Source organism: Phenylobacterium sp. (assembly GCF_004799515.1).
Taxonomy (GTDB): Bacteria; Pseudomonadota; Alphaproteobacteria; order Caulobacterales; family Caulobacteraceae; genus Phenylobacterium.
Genome location: NZ_SSMX01000014.1, coordinates 117,384 through 133,990, shown reverse-complemented (window position 1 = coordinate 133,990; position 16,607 = coordinate 117,384). Strand labels below are relative to the sequence as shown.

Genomic DNA, 16,607 nt, shown 5'->3' with positions numbered 1-16,607 from the left:
GCTTCCCCGACATTGCGACGACGCCGGCTAAGTGGCGCGGCGCGCGGGGCTTCACAAGCCTCGAATCCGCGGCCCTCCCGCGTCCGGCGGACGAGCGGCGGCGTATCTCCAAAGCATTTCCCGCAGCTCTCGCCTGCGAAACCATAGGTGATATGTTTGGACAGTGAGCGTTCGGGGGATGCGATCATGAGCATGGCGCAGGGACAACCAATCGGGCCTTCGCCAGCGGGGCTTGCCGCCGACCGCCGCGCGTTTGGCCGGCTGCCGGAGCTGAGAGGCGCGCCGCCCGTGTTCCGCGCCGCCGTCCAGCTCATCGCCCGCAACTGGGCGATCGGCTCGGTGACCTTCGTCATGCCGTCCGGCGGCGAGCTGCACATCGCAGGCTCCGAGCCCGGGCCGGACGCCCGCCTCGTCATCCGCGACTTCCGCTTCATCCGCCGCGCCCTGGCCGCCGGCGACATCGGTTTCGCCGAGGCCTACATGGCCGGCGAGTTCGATACGCCCGACCTGCCGGACCTGCTCTACGTCTTCGCCGCCAACTGGGACCGGGTGCACCACGTCACCATGGGCAATCCGGTGACCTGGACGATCAACCGCATCCGCCACGCGCTACGGCCCAACAGCAGGCGCGGCTCGAAGAAGAACATCCACGCCCACTACGACCTGGGCAACGGCTTCTACGAGCGCTGGCTGGACCCGACGATGACCTATTCGTCGGCCAAGTTCGACCGCCCCGGCCAGCCACTGGCCGACGCCCAGACCGCCAAGTACCGCACGCTGGCTGAGGGTATGGGCCTGGAGGCGGGCCAGAGCGTTCTGGAGATCGGCTGCGGCTGGGGCGGCTTCGCCGAGTACGCCGCGCGCGAAGTGGGCGCCAAGGTCACCGCCATCACCATCTCCGAGGAGCAGTACGCCTTCGCCCGCCAGCGCATGTTCGAGCAGGGCCTGAACGAGCGCGCCGACATCCGCATGGTCGACTACCGCGACGTGGGCGGACGCTTCGACCGCGTCGCCTCCATCGAGATGTTCGAGGCGGTGGGCGAGCGCTACTGGCCTGCCTACTTCGGCAAGATCCAGGACTCGCTGGCCCCCGGCGGCCGCGCCGGCCTGCAGATCATCACCATCAAGGACCAGTACTTCGAGGAGTATCGCAGCCGCGCCGACTTCATCCAGAAATACATCTTCCCGGGCGGTATGCTGCCCTCGGAGGAGCGGCTGAAGAAGGTGACGGACAAGGCCGGCCTGATCTGGACCGGGATCGAGCGCTTCGGGCGCGACTACGCCGACACCCTGGCCGAGTGGCACCGGGCCTTCGACGCGGCCTGGAACGACATCCGTCCGCTGGGCTTCGACGAGCGCTTCCGCAAGCTCTGGAAGTTCTACCTGAGCTACTGCGAGGCGGGCTTCCGCACCGAGCGGACCAGCGTGGTGCAGCTGTCGCTGGCGAAAGCTTAGGCCGCGCCTCTTCCGCAACGGCGCCGCCCGGCTTAGGTAGCGGCCATGACCGTCGCAAAGTCCGTCCTCGAGGCCATCGGCAACACCCCGCTGATCCGGCTCAACCGCGCCAGCGCCGCCACCGGCTGCGAGATCTGGGGCAAGGCCGAGTTCCTCAACCCCGGCCAGTCGGTCAAGGACCGCGCGGCGCTCTTCATGGTCCGCGACGCCGAGGCCCGGGGGACGCTCAGGCCCGGCGGGCGGATCGTCGAGGGCACCGCCGGCAACACCGGCATCGGCCTGGCCATGGTGGCCAAGGCGCTGGGCTATTCCTGCACCATCGTCATCCCGCGCACCCAGAGCCAGGAGAAGAAGGACGCCCTTCGGCTCTATGGCGCCCAGCTGGTCGAGGTCGACGCGGTCCCCTACGCCAACGAGATGAACTATGTGAAGGTTTCCGGCCGCTTGGCTCAAGAGCTTAACGAGATCGAGCCGGCCGGCGCGGTCTGGGCGCAGCAGTTCGACAACACCGCCAACCGCCAGGCTCACGCCGAGACGACCGGCCCGGAGATCTGGGCCCAGACCGGCGGCAAGATCGACGGGTTCGTCAGCGCCATCGGCTCCGGCGGCACCCTGGCCGGCGTCGCCCAGGCGCTGCGGGAACGGAACCCGGGCGTGGTCATCGGCATGGCCGACCCCGACGGCTCGGCGCTCTACAGCTACTACACGACGGGCGAACTGAAGGCCGAAGGCAGCTCGATCAGCGAGGGCATCGGCCAGGGGCGCGTCACCGCCAACCTGGATGGCCTGACCATCGACAAGGCCTATCGGGTCTCCGACGCCGAGATGGTGGAGGCCGTCTTCGACCTCGTGGAGCATGAGGGCCTGGTGATGGGCGGCTCGACCGGCGTGAACGTCGCCGGCGCGATCCGGCTGGCCAAGGACCTCGGCCCCGGCAAGACCATCGTCACCGTGCTGGCCGACTACGGACAGCGCTACCAGTCGAAAATCTACAACCCGGCCTTCCTGAAGGAACACGGCCTGCCGACGCCCGGTTGGATGGCATGAGCAACGATCCCCTCGTCTCCACCGCCTGGCTGGCGGAGCGGCTGGGCTCGAATGACCTGTCGATTGTCGACGCGAGCTGGTTCATGCCCGGCGAGGGCAAGACGGGCGCGGCGTCCTATGCTCAGGGGCACATTCCGCGCGCTGTGTTCTTCGACATCGACGCCGTCGCCGACCACTCGACCGATCTGCCGCACATGCTGCCGAGCGACGCGGCCTTCGCCGAGGCCGCCGGCGCGCTCGGCCTGCGCCGCGACCTGATCACCGTGGTCTATGACGCCCAGGGTATCTTCTCCGCGCCACGGGTCTGGTGGACGCTGCGGGTCATGGGCTTCCCGGAGGTCTTCGTCCTCGACGGCGGCCTGCTGAAATGGCGCGCCGAGGGACGGCCGGTCGAGACCGCCCTGCCCCAGGTCGATCCCACCACCCTGGAACCCGCCTTCGATCCCAGCCTGGTGCGCGACCTGGCGCAGGTGGAGGCGACGCTGGCCGCCCACGACGCCCAGGTGATCGACGCCCGCTCGGCTCCGCGCTTCCGCGGCGAGGCGCCGGAGCCTCGCGCCGGCCTGCGCAGCGGCCACATGCCGGGCGCGTTCAATGTCCCTTGGGGCGGCCTGCTCAATCCCGATGGTACGATGAAGGACGGCGCGGCGCTCAAGGCCGCCTTCCAGGCCGCCGGCGTCGACCTCGACGGCCCCATCGTCACCACCTGCGGCTCCGGCGTCAGCGCCGCCCTGCTGACGCTCGCCCTGGCGCGCCTGGGCCGTGAGGACGTCGCGGTCTACGACGGCTCCTGGACCGAATGGGGCGGCCGCGCCGACACGCCGATCGTCACGGGCGCCTAGCGGACGCCTCTAGCGGAAGGGCGGCGCGTAGAGCAGGCCGGGCTTGGGCGCGTTCCAGAGCGCGTTCAGCCCGCGGTCCAGCTTCAGCGACGAGTTCGAGCCGACGTTGCGGGCGAAGATCTCGTGATAGGCCCCGACCTGGCGGATCACCTGGTAGGCCCAGTCGCGGTTGAGCCCCAGGAGCGCGCCGTAGTTCTCGTCGACGCCCAGCAGGCGCCGCGTCTGCGGATCGACCGCCGTCTGCCGCGCCTCGGCCACCGTCTTTGAGGTCAGCCCCAGTTCCTCGCCCAGGATGGTCACGTAGACCGTCCAGCGCACGATGTCGGCCCACACCGGATCGTTCTGGCGCACGACCGGTCCCAGCGGCTCCTTTGAGATCACGTCGGGCAGGATGACGTGGGCGCTCGGGTTGTTCAACACCGAGCGGGAGCCGGCGAGCGCCGAGATGTCGGCGCTGAACACATCGCAGCCGTCGTTCTCGTAGAGCCGACGCGCCTCGGCCTCGGAGGCCACGACCACCGGCTTGTAGGCGATGCCGCGGGCGCGGAACCAGTCGGCGAGGTTGGCCTCGCTGGCGGTCCCGGCCTGGACGCAGATCCGCGCGCCGGAAAGCTCCTGGGCGCTGGCCAGGCCCAGCGCCTTGGGCGCCAGGAACCCCTGGCCGTCGAAATAGGTGGTGGCGGCGAAGTCGAGGCCAAGCCCTGAGTCGCGGGAGAACGACCACGAGGTGTTGCGCGACAGGATGTCGATCTCGCCCCGCTGCAGGGCGCCGAAGCGGTCCGGCCCGCCGATCGGGGTGAAGCGCACCTTGTCGGCGTCGCCTAGGACCGCCGCGGCCACCGCGCGGCAGAAGTCCACGTCGAAGCCGCGCCAGGCGCCGCGGAAGTCCGGGTAGGCGAACCCCGGCAAACCCGGATTGACCCCGCAGGAGACGTAGCCGCGCTTGCGCACCGCGTTCAGCACCTTGCTGGGCGTGGCGTGGTAGCGGACCGTGAAGGTCGCGGCGGCTTTCGGCGCGGGCGTGGCGGCGGGCTTCGAGCCGCTGTCGCAGGCGGTCAAGGTCAGGATCGCCAGGCTGGCCGCGGCCCACCGCCGGATCATCGCTGCTCCTTGAAAGAGCCTCCCCGCAAGGCTCTAAGTGCGCCGGTACTGTCACCCGCAAGCCCAGGCGCCGCAACCTCTATGCCCCCGAAGGACGAGACCCGCCTGATCCGCGCCGGCCACGGCGCTGGGCGTCCGGCGAAGACGGTGGGCCCGGCGGTGCAGAAGGGCTCGACCGTCCTGCTGCCCGACGCGGCCAGCCTCTATCCCACCGATGGGCGACTGACCTACGGCCGCCAGGGGCTCTCCGCCCAGTTCGCGCTGCAGGCGGCGCTCTGCGAGCTGGAGAACGCCCGGGCCGTCGCCCTCTATCCGTCTGGCCTCGCCGCCCTCACCGGCGCCCTGCTGGCCGTGCTGAAGGCCGGCGACGAGGTGCTGGCGAGCGACGTGATCTACCGGCCGACCCGGCGGTTCTGCGAGCAGGTGCTGAAACGGTTCGGAGTGGGCGTCCGCTATTTCGACTCGCGCCAGGATCCGACCGAATTGGTCGCCGGCGCCTCCGACGCCACGCGCCTGATCCTGATGGAATCGCCGGGGTCGCTCAGCTTCGAGATGCAGGACGTGGCCCAGGTGGCCGAGCTCGCCCGGGCGCGCGGCATCCTGACTGCCGCCGACAATACCTGGGCCGCGGGCCTGCTCTACCGGCCGCTGGATCACGGCGTGGACATCTCGATCCAGGCGCTGACCAAATATGTCGCCGGCCACTCGGATGTGTTCATGGGCTCGGCGGCCGTGGCCGACGCCAAGCTGGCCCACGCCCTGGACGACGGCGTCCACAACCTGGGCTGGTCGGTGGCGGGCGATGAGGCCTACCAGGTGCTGCGCGGCTTGCGCACCCTGCCTACGCGCCTGGCGCGACATGGGACGAGTGGCCTCGCGGTCGCCGACTGGCTGCGCGGCCGCCCCGAGGTGGTCCAGGTCTTCCATCCCGCCCTGCCCGGAGCGCCCGACCACGCGCTCTGGGCGCGGGACTATTCCGGCGCCTGCGGCCTATTCGGCTTTTCCCTGCGGCCAGCGCCGTCGGCGGCCGTGGACGCCTTCCTGGACGCGCTCAGCCTGTTCGGCCTGGGCTTTTCCTGGGGCGGCTTCGAGAGCCTGGCGATCTCCTGCGACCACCAACTCAAGGTCCGCAACTTCCACCCCGACTACGGCGGGCCGCTGATGCGGCTGCACATCGGCCTGGAAGACCCTGCCGACCTGATCGCCGACCTGGAGCAGGGCTTCACCGCCTATCGGACCGCCAAGGCCTAGGCCTACGTCTTCCTGGCCTCGCCCCAGACCTCCAGCTACATCACCGGCGAGATCCTGCCGATCATCGGCGACTATACCGGGGGCTGAGCTTCGCCTCCCTCAAGGGGTGCGGATGGACGACGGCGATCTTGAGCGGTTCATGGCCGAGGAAGGCCTGCCCGACAGCTTCCGCCGGACCGCCGAGCTGGTCTGCGAGCCGCTGGCGGCCCGCGCTCAGCGCCGGCGGATCGACCGCAAGCGCTGCGCGGTGATCGGTCTCTGCGGCGCCCAGGGCTCCGGCAAGAGCACCGTCGCCGCCTATGTCGTGCGCCTGCTGGAGGCGCGCGGCCTGCGCGCCGTCGCCCCGTCGCTGGACGACTTCTACATGACCCACGAGGCGCGCCAGCGGCTGGCGCGGGAGGTGCATCCGCTGCTGGCGACCCGTGGGCCGCCGGGCACCCACGACGTGGGCATGGCCAGCGCCGCCATCGACCAGCTGCGGTCCAAGGGCAAGGCCGTGCTGCCGCGCTTCGACAAGGCCGCCGACACCCGCGCGCCCCGCGCCGCCTGGCCAACAGTGGCCACACCGGTGGACGTGATCCTGCTGGAAGGCTGGTGCGTGGGCGCGGTGGCGCAGGGCGCGGCGGCCCTCGCGACGCCGGTGAACGCCCTGGAGCGTGACGAGGACGCGGCGGGCGTCTGGCGGACCTATGTCAACGACCAGCTCGACGGGCCCTATCAGGAGCTGTTCGGCAAGCTGCACGACCTGATCCTGCTGGCCGCGCCCAGCTTCGAGGTCGTCGCCGGCTGGCGCGCCGAGCAGGAGGCCAAGCTGCGAGCCAAGGATGCCGGCGGCATGAGCGAGGCCGAGATCGCCCGTTTCGTCGCCCACTATGAGCGGCTCACCCGCTGGATCCTGGCCGAAATGCCGGCCCGTGCGGCCTGGACGGTCAGCCTCGACGCCAACCGAAGTCCGTTTGAATAACGCCGGCGCCCGGCGTCGTGTAACGAGGCGAAACAGAGGCCGACATCCATTCGCCAGAGTTCAGCTCTACCTTGAGCGTCTCGGAGGACAGATGAACAAGCTCGCCGTAGCGCTTCTGATCTCGGTCAGCCTCGTCGCAGGTGAGGCCCTTGCCCAAGGGGCGGACATTCCGACGGTGGAGGCCGTCGGCGACGCGCCCGCCGCGCCGCCCAAGACGCCCGCCACCAAGCCGTCCGGGAACACGGTGAGCGGCGTCACGGTCGCCCCGCCCAAGGCCGCGCCGAAGGCCTGCTCGTCCCGTGACCCGGCGTGCGTCGCCTCGGTGGTGGCCGAGCTGAAGGCGCGCTATCCCAAGGAACTGCAGCGGTGGTGCGCCAGCGTCGCCTGGCGCACGGCCGCGACCAACATGGCCATCGACGGCCTATCGGGATCCGGCCCCGGCGTGCTCTCCGAGGCCGGCCTGTTCTACGCGCCCCAGGTCACCAAGGTCGCCTGCGCGTCCGATCCGAAGCCGAAATAGCCGCTTGGCGCGGCCTTCCGCGACAGCTTGGCGCGCCCTGCAGGATTCGAACCTGCAACCGCCCGCTTAGAAGGCGGGTGCTCTATCCGGTTGAGCTAAGGGCGCTGGTGTGGCCAGCGTCGGTGCGTCCCAATCTCAGCGTGTCCCCATCTCAGTGAGTCCAGGGGACCTTGCGGCCGAAGGCGAAGTTGTCTGCGTAGGCCTTGATGATCCGTTTCGCGGGCTTGGGATCGACGAGCTGGAAGGCGATGCCGTGCTGGTCGGCGTAGCGCACGGCCTCCTCCTTGGTCTCGAAGGAAAGCCGCACCTGGCCCTCGGTGTCCGCCGTCTGGGTCCAGCCCATCAACGGGTCCTGCCGTCTGGCGGACGCCGGTTCGAATTCCAGCACCCACTCATGGGTCTTGGCCTTGCCCGACTGCATGGCGGTCTTGGCGGGGCGGAAGATGCGCGCGAGCATGGTCGACCTCGAAATCCTTTCGCCGGCGTGGTCGGGGCGGAGAGATTCGAACTCCCGACCCTCTGCTCCCAAAGCAGATGCGCTACCAGGCTGCGCTACGCCCCGAGGGCGCCGGCGTGGCCTGCGATATAGGCGTTTTCCGGCTTCGGCAACGGAGGCGGCGCGCTTGAACGCCTAGCGGTCGCGGCTCATCAGCTTGAAGACGCCCGAGCAGCGGACCACGTCGTGGCCGCCGACATAGGCGCGGCCTTCGGCGAAGGCGACCTCGCGGGTGGCTCGCGTCATCTTCGCCTCGCCCATCACCCACTCGCCGACCCGGGCCATGTGCAGGAAGTCGATGGAGAGGTGGATGGTCACCGCGGTCTTGCCCGCTCCGCGCCAGACCGCGCCGGCCAGCACGCCGTCCATGAAGGCCGAGAGCATGCCGCCGTGCACCAGGCCGAGGCCGTTGGCGTGGCGCGGCAGGGCAAAGAAAGCCTGCTCGGACAGCGGGCCATCGCCCAGGCGATGGAAATAGGGCCCGTTGAGCGTCGAGAAGCCGCCGCGTCCCTGGGCGGGGACATAGCCGTCGGGCGCCGCGGGCTGCGGCTGGCCGTCCTCCGGCGCACGGCTCAAGGCGCCGTCCTCGCGGGCGGCGTCAGCTTCACCTCGTAGAGGTGCGGCCAGTACTTGCCGGTGACGAACAGCCGGTCGTGCTCGCGGTCGTAGGCGATGCCGTTGGCCACGGCGTCGGGATTGCCGCCGCCCTGGGTCTCCGGCAGGGCGAAGAGGTCGATCCAGCCCTTCACATGGCCGGTGGCCGGGTCGATACGGGCGATCCGCTTGGTCTGCCAGATGTTGGCCAGGATCTCGCCCTTCACCCATTCCAGCTCGTTCAGCTGGTCGACCGGGCGGCCATCGGCGGTGACCGGGATGCGCTTCAGCTCCTTGAAGGTCAGCGGGTCCAGCACCCGCAAGGACGCGGTGCCGTCGCTCATGATCAGGTGCTTGCCGTCCTGGGTCAGGGCCCAGCCTTCGCCGGGATAGGAGAAGGTCTTCTTCTGGGTGAGCGTCTTGCGGTCCCAGCGGAAGCCGATGTGGTTCTGCCAGGTCAGGCTGACGATTTCGTCGCCCCAGTTGACGATGCCCTCGCCGAACAGGTTGGGCGCGATCGGCGCCAGCTGCAGCACCGCGCCGTCGGCCAGGCGCACCCGGCGGACATTGGACTGACCGGGCATGCCGGTGCTCTCGAAGAGCTCGCCTTTCAGGTAGAACAGGCCCTCGGTGAAGGCGCCCGGATCGTGCGGATAGGCGCGGACCACCTGCACGCCGCCCACCGGCACGGCCGCGGCGGCGGGCCAGGCCAGCAGGGCGGCGATGAGCGCGGCGCCAAGCATGGTCGGGGGGCGTCGGAACGGATGCGGCAAGCCGGGCTCCCGGAGGTTGGCGCCCATCCTTAGGGCCGCCCGCTTTCCCCAGGCAAGATGTCAGTCGGCCTGCGGGGCCTCGATATCGGCCACCACCAGCCCCTTGGGGCCCTCGGCGAAGCGCACCATGACGTCGTCGCCGGGCTGCAGGTCCTCCATGCCCGAGCGGCGCAGGGTCTCGATATGGACGAAGATGTCGCCCGGCTCGGTGTCGCGCACCACGAAGCCGTAGCCCTTGGTGCGGTTGAACCACTTCACCTTGGCCCGTTCCAGGGGCCCGGTGGCCGGCGGCGGACGCCCGGGCGGCGCGCGGTTGGCGAAGTCGCCGCGCAGGAAGGCCTCGCGCGCGCCCTCGCGGGCCGGCCGGCGTTCGGTGGGCGGCGGGGCGCAGCTCTCGTCGATCTCGACGACCTCGGCCACCTGCCAGCCCTTCGGCCGGCGGACCACGTCGCAGGTGATCATCGAGCCCTCGACCGCATTTTCGCGGCCGGAGTTGCGCAGGCTGGTCACATGGAGCAGGACGTCCTTCAGGTCGGTCTGGCTGGGATCGTCCGGCACGATGAAGCCATAGCCCTTGCCAGCGTCGAACCACTTGACGCGGCCGCTGATACGCAGGGCCTCACCCTGCGCGTCCACATGCTCGAATTCGTAACCAGCCATATGCCCCTCGGCCCGTTACTTCCCCGTCCCCCGAACACGTCGGGCTGAGCCAACTATAACACTGTTCTGGTAACATGGCGTGCGTCAACGCCCAAAATGCACGCGACAGGGGAATATTGTCGCGGCGGCGGCATGACCTTGGGGAAATCGCGTGGCAGTCCCTAGGGGAGTCGAACCCCTCTCTCCAGGTTGAAAACCTGGCGTCCTAACCGATAGACGAAGGGACCGCATGGATCGCGAAGGGCGGCTCTATATCCGCCTTCCCTTGGGGGTGCAAGGTGGTCGGAAGGCCTCAAGCCCGCCGCGGATCGGCGACGTCCTCGATCTCGAATTCCACGCCTTGCCGCCCCTGCCAGTCGTCCGGCTTCAGACGACCCGCCACATGGATCGCGCCGCCCTCGGCGAGCAGGCGGCGGCCGGCCTCTGTGCCTTCGACTCGCCAGGCGACCGCCTTCAGCCGCCCGCCTGAGCCGTCGGTCAGGGTGCAACGCACATGACCGCCCCGCAACGCCATGGGCCGCTCGACCCGCACGTCGGCGGCGGCGAACAGCGGCTCGGGGTTGCCGGGGCCGAAGGGCGCCATCCGCTGGAAGTCCTGCCAGAGCGACCGGTCACAACCGAGAGTTGTGACAAGCGCGTCCACATCCAGCGCGTCCTCGGCCGCCGCGACGGCGGTTTCGGCCGCCAGGCGCTCGCAGAGGAAGGCGCGCAGCTCCGGGATCGCGTCCGGCCGCACCGACAGGCCCGCGGCCATGGCGTGGCCGCCGCCGGTCAACAGCAGGCCCTCGTCGTAGGCCGCCTGCACCGCGCGGCCGAGGTTCACGCCGGGCTGCGAACGGCCGGAGCCCTTGCCGACGTTGGCGGCGCGGTCGACGCCGACCACGATCGCGGGCTTGCGGTATTTCTCCCGGAGGCGGCCGGCGACGATGCCGATGACCCCAGGATGCCAGCCGTCGGCGGCCACCAGCAGCATGGGCGCCTCGGGCGCGTTCATCTCCCGCTCGATATGGGCGATCGCCGCCTCGGTGACCTCGCGCTCCACCTCCTTGCGCGAGGCGTTGAGGCCGTCGAGCTCCTCGGCCAGCGCCCTCGCCTCCTCCGGGTCGTCGGTGGAAAGCAGGCGCGCGCCCAGGTCGGCGCGGCCGATGCGGCCGCCGGCGTTGATCCGCGGCCCCAGGATGAAGCCCGCGTGGAAGACTGAGGCCGGCCCCTCGGCGCCCGCCACCGCCATCAGCGCCGCCAGGCCCGGATTGCGCCAGGCCGACATCACCTTCAGCCCCTGGGCCGCGAGCGCGCGGTTGAAGCCCACAAGCTGGGTCACGTCGCAGACCGCGCCCATGGCTGCGAGGTCCAGCCATTGGCGCAGGTCCGGCTCGGCCCGCTCGGCGAAGAGGCCGCGCCGCCGCGCTTCGCGGTTGAGCGCCGCCAGGAGGACGAAGGTCACGCCCGCCGCCGCCAGGTGCCCCTGCCCCGAGCCGCAGTCCGGCCGGTTGGGGTTCACCAGGGCCGCGATCCTAGGGATCTCATCGCCGCGCATCAGGTGGTGGTCGATCACCACCACCTCCAGGCCGATCTCGGCGGCGCAGGCCAGCGCATCGTGCGCCGCGGCCCCGCAGTCGACGGTGACCACCAGCTCCGCGCCCTCGGCCTTCAGCCGGCGGAAGGCGGCGGGCGACGGGCCATAGCCTTCAAGGATCCGGTCGGGGACATAGATCGGCAGGTCGCCGCCCAAGGCCCGGAACCAGCGCACCAGCTGGGCGGCCGATGAGGCGCCGTCCACGTCGTAGTCGGCGAACACCACGCAGGGCCGCTTGCGCTCCAGGGCGTCGACCAGGACGGCGGCGGCGCGGTCCATGTCGGCGAAGCTGGACGGGTCGGGGAACTGCGCCTTCAGGCTGGGGGCGAGATAGGTGTCCGCGCCCTCCGCAGTGACCCCACGGGACGCCAGCGCCCGGGCCAGGGGCTCGGAGAGGCCGTGGCTGAGCTGATGGCGGCGCACCAGCTTGCCGTCGGCCGCGCGCTCGCGCCAGGCCCGCCCGCTGAGCGAGCGGGAGACCCCGAGATAGCCGAATGAGGCGCCACCGTCCGCCAACTGCCGTTCCTTGAGGCCCCGAAGCGCCCACTATCGGCTCGCCCACGGCGAGTCGCCAGGACTGGATAGCCGCAGCCTGCGTCAGAATCGGACGTCGACCCAGCCTCAGCTGCTGTCTGGAGGCCAGCGCCTCGCAAACAGGCCACGCGCATGACGGCGGCGCAGCTCTGTTTGACTCTTCGAATATTCTGGAAATATTGAACAGGATGCCGTTTCGGGAGCCCCCCAACGGCGAGGATGGACCCATGGAAAGCCCCGCCGCCGTCACCTCGCTGAGCGCGCTGGCCCATCCCGGCCGGCTGGAGGTCTTCCGTCTGCTGGTCCGCGCCGGGCCCGAAGGCCTGGCGGCCGGGGAGATCGCGCGGGCCACTGACAGCCTGCCGAACACCCTGTCAGCCAACCTGAACATCCTGGCCGCCGCAGGCCTCGTCGATTCGCGCCGCGACGGGCGATCGATCATCTACACCGCCGGCTACGACCGAATGCGCGAGTTGCTGGCTTTCCTCATGGAGGACTGTTGCGGCGGCAACCCGGAGATCTGTGGCCCGCTCGTGGCGCTGGCGAGCCGCGCCTGCGCCGCCGAAGGCCGCGCCTGCTGATCCCGCAAAGGAGCTTCCGATGAGCGCGCGCCCGATGAACGTCCTCTTCCTCTGCGCCGGCAATTCGGCCCGTTCGATCCTGGCCGAGGCCTTGCTGACGCGGCTGGGCGCGGGCCAGTTCAAGGCCCATTCGGCGGGCTCTTTCCCGGCCGGCTTTGTCAACCCGAACACCTTCACGATCATCGAGAGCCTGGGCCTCGACCCGAAGGACTTCCGCTCCAAGTCCTGGGACGAGTTCGCCGGTCCGGACGCGCCGCCGTTCGATTTCATCTTCACCGTCTGTGACAACGCCGCCGGCGAGGTCTGCCCGATCTGGCCGGGTCGGCCGATCACCGCGCACTGGGGCGTCCCCGACCCCGCCACCGTCATGGGAACGCCGGACGAGATCACCACCGCCTTCGGCAATACCGCCCGTCTGCTGAAGAACCGCATCGGCCTCTTCGTCGACCTGCCGTTCGACAGGCTGGACGAGACGTCGCTCCGATCGCACCTGACCTACATCGGCAAATCGGCCGAACAACTCGCCTGATGGCCGAAGCCGACGCCAGCCTGGAGGCGCCGCTCCGGGTTGCCGATCCGGCCCGCCGCCTTGTGGCGGAAGCCCTCGGGACGGCGATGCTGCTCGCCATCGTGGTCGGCTCGGGGATTATGGGCCAGCGGCTCTCAGGCGGAAACGACGCCATCGCCCTGCTCGGCAATACCCTGGCGACCGGCGCGGGGCTGGTGGTGTTGATCGAGGTTTTCGGCCCGGTCTCCGGCGCGCACTTCAATCCGGCCGTGACCCTGGTCTTCGCCCTGCGCCGGGAGATCGGCGTGCGCCTCACCCTGGCCTACGTCGCCGCTCAGCTTGTGGGCGCGGTGCTGGGCGTCTGGGCCGCGCACGCCATGTTCGCCGAGCCCATCTTTCAGGTCTCGACCAAGTTACGCGAGGGGCCATCTCAAGCTTGGTCGGAGGCGGTCGCGACCTTTGGCTTGATCCTGACCATCCTCGGAACGCTGCGCTTCCGTCCTCAGGCCACACCCATGGCGGTCGGCCTCTACATCACTTCGGCCTACTGGTTCACCGCCTCGACCTCGTTCGCCAATCCGGCGGTCACGCTCGCGCGGTCGATATCCAACACCTTCGCCGGGATCGCTCCGGCGAGCGTGCTCAGCTTCTTGCTCGGACAGTTCGTGGGGGCTGTCACGGCCACGGCCCTTTCCGGTTTGCTGTTTCGACACGCCAAAGGGCGCACTTCCTGACCGTTCTTGAGGTCGGTCGCCCCAGCCGGCCGCCAACGACCGGCCAGCCGTGCGCCGCGCGCGGAAACCGACGTCCCATCCCCTGCCGGGACACAGCCCGCCGTCAACGGCCGCTCTCTACGACGAGAACGCCTGGCGCAGCGTCGCCAGGTAGGTGGCGCGGATCGGGTCGAGGTCCATCGCCGGGTCGATCAGCACCTGGATCGAGAGTCCCAGAAGTTGACCGCCGACCATCAGGGCGGCCGCAGCCGCGTCCAGGTCCGCCCGGATCTGACCCTCGGCCTGGCCTTGCCGGATCCAACCTTCGAACCGGCCGCGGATGCGGTCGTGCTCGACGGCGAACACCGAGCGGAACGCCGAGATGTCCGCCACCGCCCAGGACAGGAGCCGGAAATAGGCCCGGACCTCGCCCATGTGGGAGAGCCGCTGAAGATAGTGGTCGGCATAGGTGACCAGCGCTTCCAGGCCCGGCAGCCCGTCGAGCTTCCGCGCCTCGGCGAAGTTCTCACGACCGTCGTGCAGGTAGGTAATCACCGCCTCGACCAGGCCAAGTTTCGAGCCGAACCGTTGCCCGACCAGTCCGCGGCTGTAGCCGCTGCGCCGAGCGATCGCCTCGAAGGTGCTGGCGCTCACCCCTTCTTCGGAGACCAGGGCGACCGCGGCCTTCACCAGTCCCCGCTCGGATTCCTCTCGTCGTTCCGCCTGCGTCCGGCGCCGCCGATTCGTTTTCTGCGATGTCTCTTCCATCTGGGCGGGAAGCTACCCTCTGAGGTCCCGACCGCCAAACCACTCCGGGGCCAGGCCCTTGCGCGCGGGCTCCGGAAATGCATTATTGTTGGCTGTCCAGCCAGTAAATTGAACAACATCGGCGGACCGGGGAGATGCGCCATGAGGACATCACTGAAGGCGATCGCTGGACTGGGCCTGTTGGCGACGACCGCCAGCGCCCTCGCGCTGATGGCCTCTCCGCACGGCGCCTCCAGCGCCAAGGCCGAGGCGCCGAAGGCCGCGGGCCCGGCGCGGGTCGACGACTTCCTGCTGGCGGACCAGAACCTGTTTGGCCGGCAGCTCTACTGGATGGGCCAGGACAAGGCCGTGGTGCTGGTGACCTACGCCTTGGGCGACAAGCAGCTGCATGCCGACGCGCCGGCGCTAATGGCCCTCAAGACCGCCTACGCCGACAAGGGCGTGGAGGTGATGGCGGTGGACAGCCGCATCGGCGACCGGCGCGGGCCGGTGACCGCCGACGCCAAGGCCGCCGGGATCGATATGCCGATCCTGTTCGACTACGAGCAGCTGGTGGGCGAGGCGTTGGGCGTCACTCGCGCCGACGAAGTGATCGTTGTCGATCCGCGCGGCTGGACCATCGCCTATCGCGGGCCGGTGGATGGCGCGAAGGCGGCGGTTGACGCCCTGGTCGCCGGCCAGAAGGTCGCGCTCAGCGCTGTCGAGGCCAAGGGCGAGCCGATCGCCTTCCCGGAACGGGCCAAGTCCGCGGCATTCGCCCAGATTTCCTACGCCAAGACCATCGCGCCCATGGTCGAGGCCAAGTGCTCGACCTGCCACCAGCCCGGCGGGATCGGCCCGATGCCGCTCACCAGCTACGAACAGGTCAAGGGCTTCGCCCCGATGATCCGCGAGGTGATCCGCACTCACCGCATGCCGCCCTTCGAACCCGACGAGACGGTCGGCCAGTGGAAGGACGACGGGCGCCTGTCGCCCGACCAGATGAAGACTCTGGTCCACTGGATCGACGCCGGCGCGCCGCGCGGCGAGGGCGAGGATCCGCTGAAGAAGATCGACTTCAAGGCCCCCGAGTGGCCGCTCGGCAAGCCCGACAAGATCGTCGAGATCCCCACCGTCAAGATCCCGGCCAGCGGCGTCATCGACTACCAGTACCCGGCGGTGAAGAACGTCATGACCGAGGGCCGTTGGCTGAAGGCCTCGGCCTTCCAGATCAACGACCGTCAGGCGGTGCACCATATCCTGTCAGGAGTGGCGCCCAGCGACATGCCCGCGGGCGATACGGTCGCGAGTTCTCCGTTCACGACGCTGCTGCAGGGCTATGTGCCGGGGGTCGGCTATCAGAAGATGGCGCAGGACTCAGGCCTGTGGATCCCGCCCGGCAGCGGCCTGGCCTTCCAGGCCCACTACACGACCTATGGCAAGGAAACGGTCGAGAACACCAAGCTCGGGCTCTACTTCTATCCCAAGGGCGAGGAGCCGAAATATCCGCGGCGGACCTTCGGCATCTTCGACTTCTCCATCGAGATTCCCGCCGGCGAGCGCGAGCACAAGGAAGTCGCCTACATTGAATTCCCCAAGGACGCGGTGGTCTACGCTTTCACCCCGCACTCCCATAAGCGCGGCGTCGCCGCCAACGTCTCGATCCGCTATCCGGACGGCCGGGAAGAGACGCTGCTCGCCATGCCGCGGTACGACTTCAACTGGCAGTGGGACTATGTGCTGGCCAAGCCGATCAACGTCCCGGCCGGCTCCAAGATCATCACCCACTGGGTCTACGACAACTCGAGCCGCAACCCCGGCAATCCCGACCCGACCAAGACGGTCTATTGGGGCGAGCAGTCCTTCGAGGAGATGCTGGCGGTCTACATCCATTACCACTGGGCGGGCGAGACCGCGAAGAACCCCCGGGACGACTACGACAAGCTGATGCAGGCCAACCTCATGCTGGACGTCATGGACGACAACATGGACGGCAAGCTCTCGCTTGCCGAGCTGAAGGGCGGCCCGCAGAGCCCCGGCACGATGCTGAAGAAGTACTTCAACGTGATCGACACCAACCACGACGGCTTCATCGACGCCAGCGAGCTGGCGGCGGCCATGAAGCTGTTGCCGAAGCGGGGCGGTGGTCGACCGGCGGCGGCGGGACCGGCGCCGGCCGCTACGCCCGCGGTCGCGTCAAGCGAGGCGAAGGCGGCGCCAGCGGGCGGCGGGCGCTGAGGAGCGT

At 69.6% G+C, this 16,607-nt stretch carries 17 protein-coding genes and 3 tRNA genes; 10 read left to right on the top strand and 10 right to left on the bottom strand.

Going from position 1 to position 16,607, the window contains the following annotated elements; translation table 11 throughout:
- The first annotated feature begins 288 nt into the window (after positions 1-288).
- From E8A49_RS06450 to sseA, 3 genes are read left to right on the top strand one after another with little or no spacing between them, the layout of a single operon-like run.
- A complete protein-coding gene (locus E8A49_RS06450) occupies positions 289-1,455 on the top strand; it encodes a cyclopropane-fatty-acyl-phospholipid synthase family protein (RefSeq protein WP_293377835.1) in 1,167 nt (388 codons plus the stop codon).
- 45 nt (positions 1,456-1,500) lie between these two features.
- A complete protein-coding gene (locus E8A49_RS06445) occupies positions 1,501-2,502 on the top strand; it encodes a cysteine synthase A (RefSeq protein ID WP_293377832.1) in 1,002 nt (333 codons plus the stop codon).
- Positions 2,499-3,344, top strand: coding sequence for a 3-mercaptopyruvate sulfurtransferase (gene sseA / locus E8A49_RS06440; protein ID WP_293377829.1), 846 nt, complete (start codon positions 2,499-2,501; stop codon positions 3,342-3,344). The genes E8A49_RS06445 and sseA overlap by 4 nt, the downstream gene beginning before the upstream one ends.
- 9 nt (positions 3,345-3,353) lie before the next feature.
- On the opposite strand, the gene E8A49_RS06435 is transcribed toward sseA, so the two are convergent.
- A complete protein-coding gene (locus E8A49_RS06435) occupies positions 3,354-4,445 on the bottom strand; it encodes an amino acid ABC transporter substrate-binding protein (RefSeq protein ID WP_293377826.1) in 1,092 nt (363 codons plus the stop codon).
- An 81-nt stretch (positions 4,446-4,526) separates the two neighbouring features.
- Between E8A49_RS06435 and metC the strand changes: the two genes are divergently transcribed.
- From metC to E8A49_RS06420, 3 genes are all read left to right on the top strand, one after another.
- Entirely contained in the window at positions 4,527-5,696 is a 1,170-nt protein-coding gene (metC, locus tag E8A49_RS06430; protein WP_293377823.1) for a cystathionine beta-lyase, read from the top strand.
- A 112-nt stretch (positions 5,697-5,808) separates the two neighbouring features.
- Positions 5,809-6,660, top strand: a complete 852-nt coding sequence (locus E8A49_RS06425; RefSeq protein WP_293377820.1) for a kinase — start codon at positions 5,809-5,811, stop codon at positions 6,658-6,660.
- A 91-nt stretch (positions 6,661-6,751) separates the two neighbouring features.
- A complete protein-coding gene (locus E8A49_RS06420) occupies positions 6,752-7,180 on the top strand; it encodes a hypothetical protein (RefSeq protein ID WP_293377817.1) in 429 nt (142 codons plus the stop codon).
- Positions 7,181-7,208: 28 nt separating this feature from the next.
- On the opposite strand, the gene E8A49_RS06415 is transcribed toward E8A49_RS06420, so the two are convergent.
- The 8 genes from E8A49_RS06415 to recJ form a co-directional block, all read right to left on the bottom strand.
- Positions 7,209-7,285: transfer RNA gene (locus E8A49_RS06415), tRNA-Arg, on the bottom strand.
- A gap of 46 nt (positions 7,286-7,331) precedes the next feature.
- Positions 7,332-7,637, bottom strand: a complete 306-nt coding sequence (locus tag E8A49_RS06410; RefSeq protein ID WP_293377814.1) for an ETC complex I subunit — start codon at positions 7,635-7,637, stop codon at positions 7,332-7,334.
- Between the two features lie 28 nt (positions 7,638-7,665).
- Positions 7,666-7,742 (bottom strand) — tRNA-Pro (locus tag E8A49_RS06405).
- A 69-nt stretch (positions 7,743-7,811) separates the two neighbouring features.
- Positions 7,812-8,252: a PaaI family thioesterase gene (locus tag E8A49_RS06400; protein ID WP_293377811.1), complete on the bottom strand. Its 441-nt coding sequence runs from the start codon at positions 8,250-8,252 to the stop codon at positions 7,812-7,814.
- The gene (locus E8A49_RS06395; RefSeq protein ID WP_293377809.1) at positions 8,249-9,013 is read right to left on the bottom strand and encodes a glutaminyl-peptide cyclotransferase; all 765 of its coding nucleotides are present in this window, start codon (positions 9,011-9,013) and stop codon (positions 8,249-8,251) included. Before E8A49_RS06395 ends, E8A49_RS06400 begins: the two co-directional genes overlap by 4 nt.
- A gap of 90 nt (positions 9,014-9,103) precedes the next feature.
- Entirely contained in the window at positions 9,104-9,703 is a 600-nt protein-coding gene (locus tag E8A49_RS06390; protein WP_293377806.1) for a cold-shock protein, read from the bottom strand.
- Between the two features lie 152 nt (positions 9,704-9,855).
- Positions 9,856-9,930, bottom strand: a tRNA-Glu gene (locus tag E8A49_RS06385).
- 65 nt (positions 9,931-9,995) lie between these two features.
- Positions 9,996-11,795: a single-stranded-DNA-specific exonuclease RecJ gene (gene recJ, locus E8A49_RS06380; protein ID WP_293377803.1), complete on the bottom strand. Its 1,800-nt coding sequence runs from the start codon at positions 11,793-11,795 to the stop codon at positions 9,996-9,998.
- Positions 11,796-12,040: 245 nt separating this feature from the next.
- On the opposite strand from recJ, the gene E8A49_RS06375 reads away from it, so the two are divergent.
- Genes E8A49_RS06375 through E8A49_RS06365 form a run of 3 tightly spaced genes read left to right on the top strand, consistent with a single transcriptional unit; the run spans position 12,041 to position 13,636 of the window.
- Positions 12,041-12,394, top strand: coding sequence for a metalloregulator ArsR/SmtB family transcription factor (locus tag E8A49_RS06375; protein ID WP_293377800.1), 354 nt, complete (start codon positions 12,041-12,043; stop codon positions 12,392-12,394).
- 19 nt (positions 12,395-12,413) lie between these two features.
- Positions 12,414-12,923 (top strand): arsenate reductase ArsC, encoded by a 510-nt coding sequence (locus E8A49_RS06370; RefSeq protein ID WP_293377797.1) that lies wholly within the window; start codon positions 12,414-12,416, stop codon positions 12,921-12,923.
- The gene (locus E8A49_RS06365; protein ID WP_293377795.1) at positions 12,923-13,636 is read left to right on the top strand and encodes an MIP/aquaporin family protein; all 714 of its coding nucleotides are present in this window, start codon (positions 12,923-12,925) and stop codon (positions 13,634-13,636) included. Before E8A49_RS06370 ends, E8A49_RS06365 begins: the two co-directional genes overlap by 1 nt.
- Positions 13,637-13,753: 117 nt before the next feature.
- Here the strand turns inward: E8A49_RS06365 and E8A49_RS06360 are convergent, their stop codons facing one another.
- Positions 13,754-14,305: a TetR/AcrR family transcriptional regulator gene (locus E8A49_RS06360; RefSeq protein WP_293377792.1), complete on the bottom strand. Its 552-nt coding sequence runs from the start codon at positions 14,303-14,305 to the stop codon at positions 13,754-13,756.
- A 219-nt stretch (positions 14,306-14,524) separates the two neighbouring features.
- On the opposite strand from E8A49_RS06360, the gene E8A49_RS06355 reads away from it, so the two are divergent.
- On the top strand, positions 14,525-16,600 hold the full coding sequence (locus tag E8A49_RS06355; protein WP_293377790.1) for a hypothetical protein: 2,076 nt from the start codon (positions 14,525-14,527) through the stop codon (positions 16,598-16,600).
- The last annotated feature ends 7 nt before the right edge of the window (positions 16,601-16,607 follow it).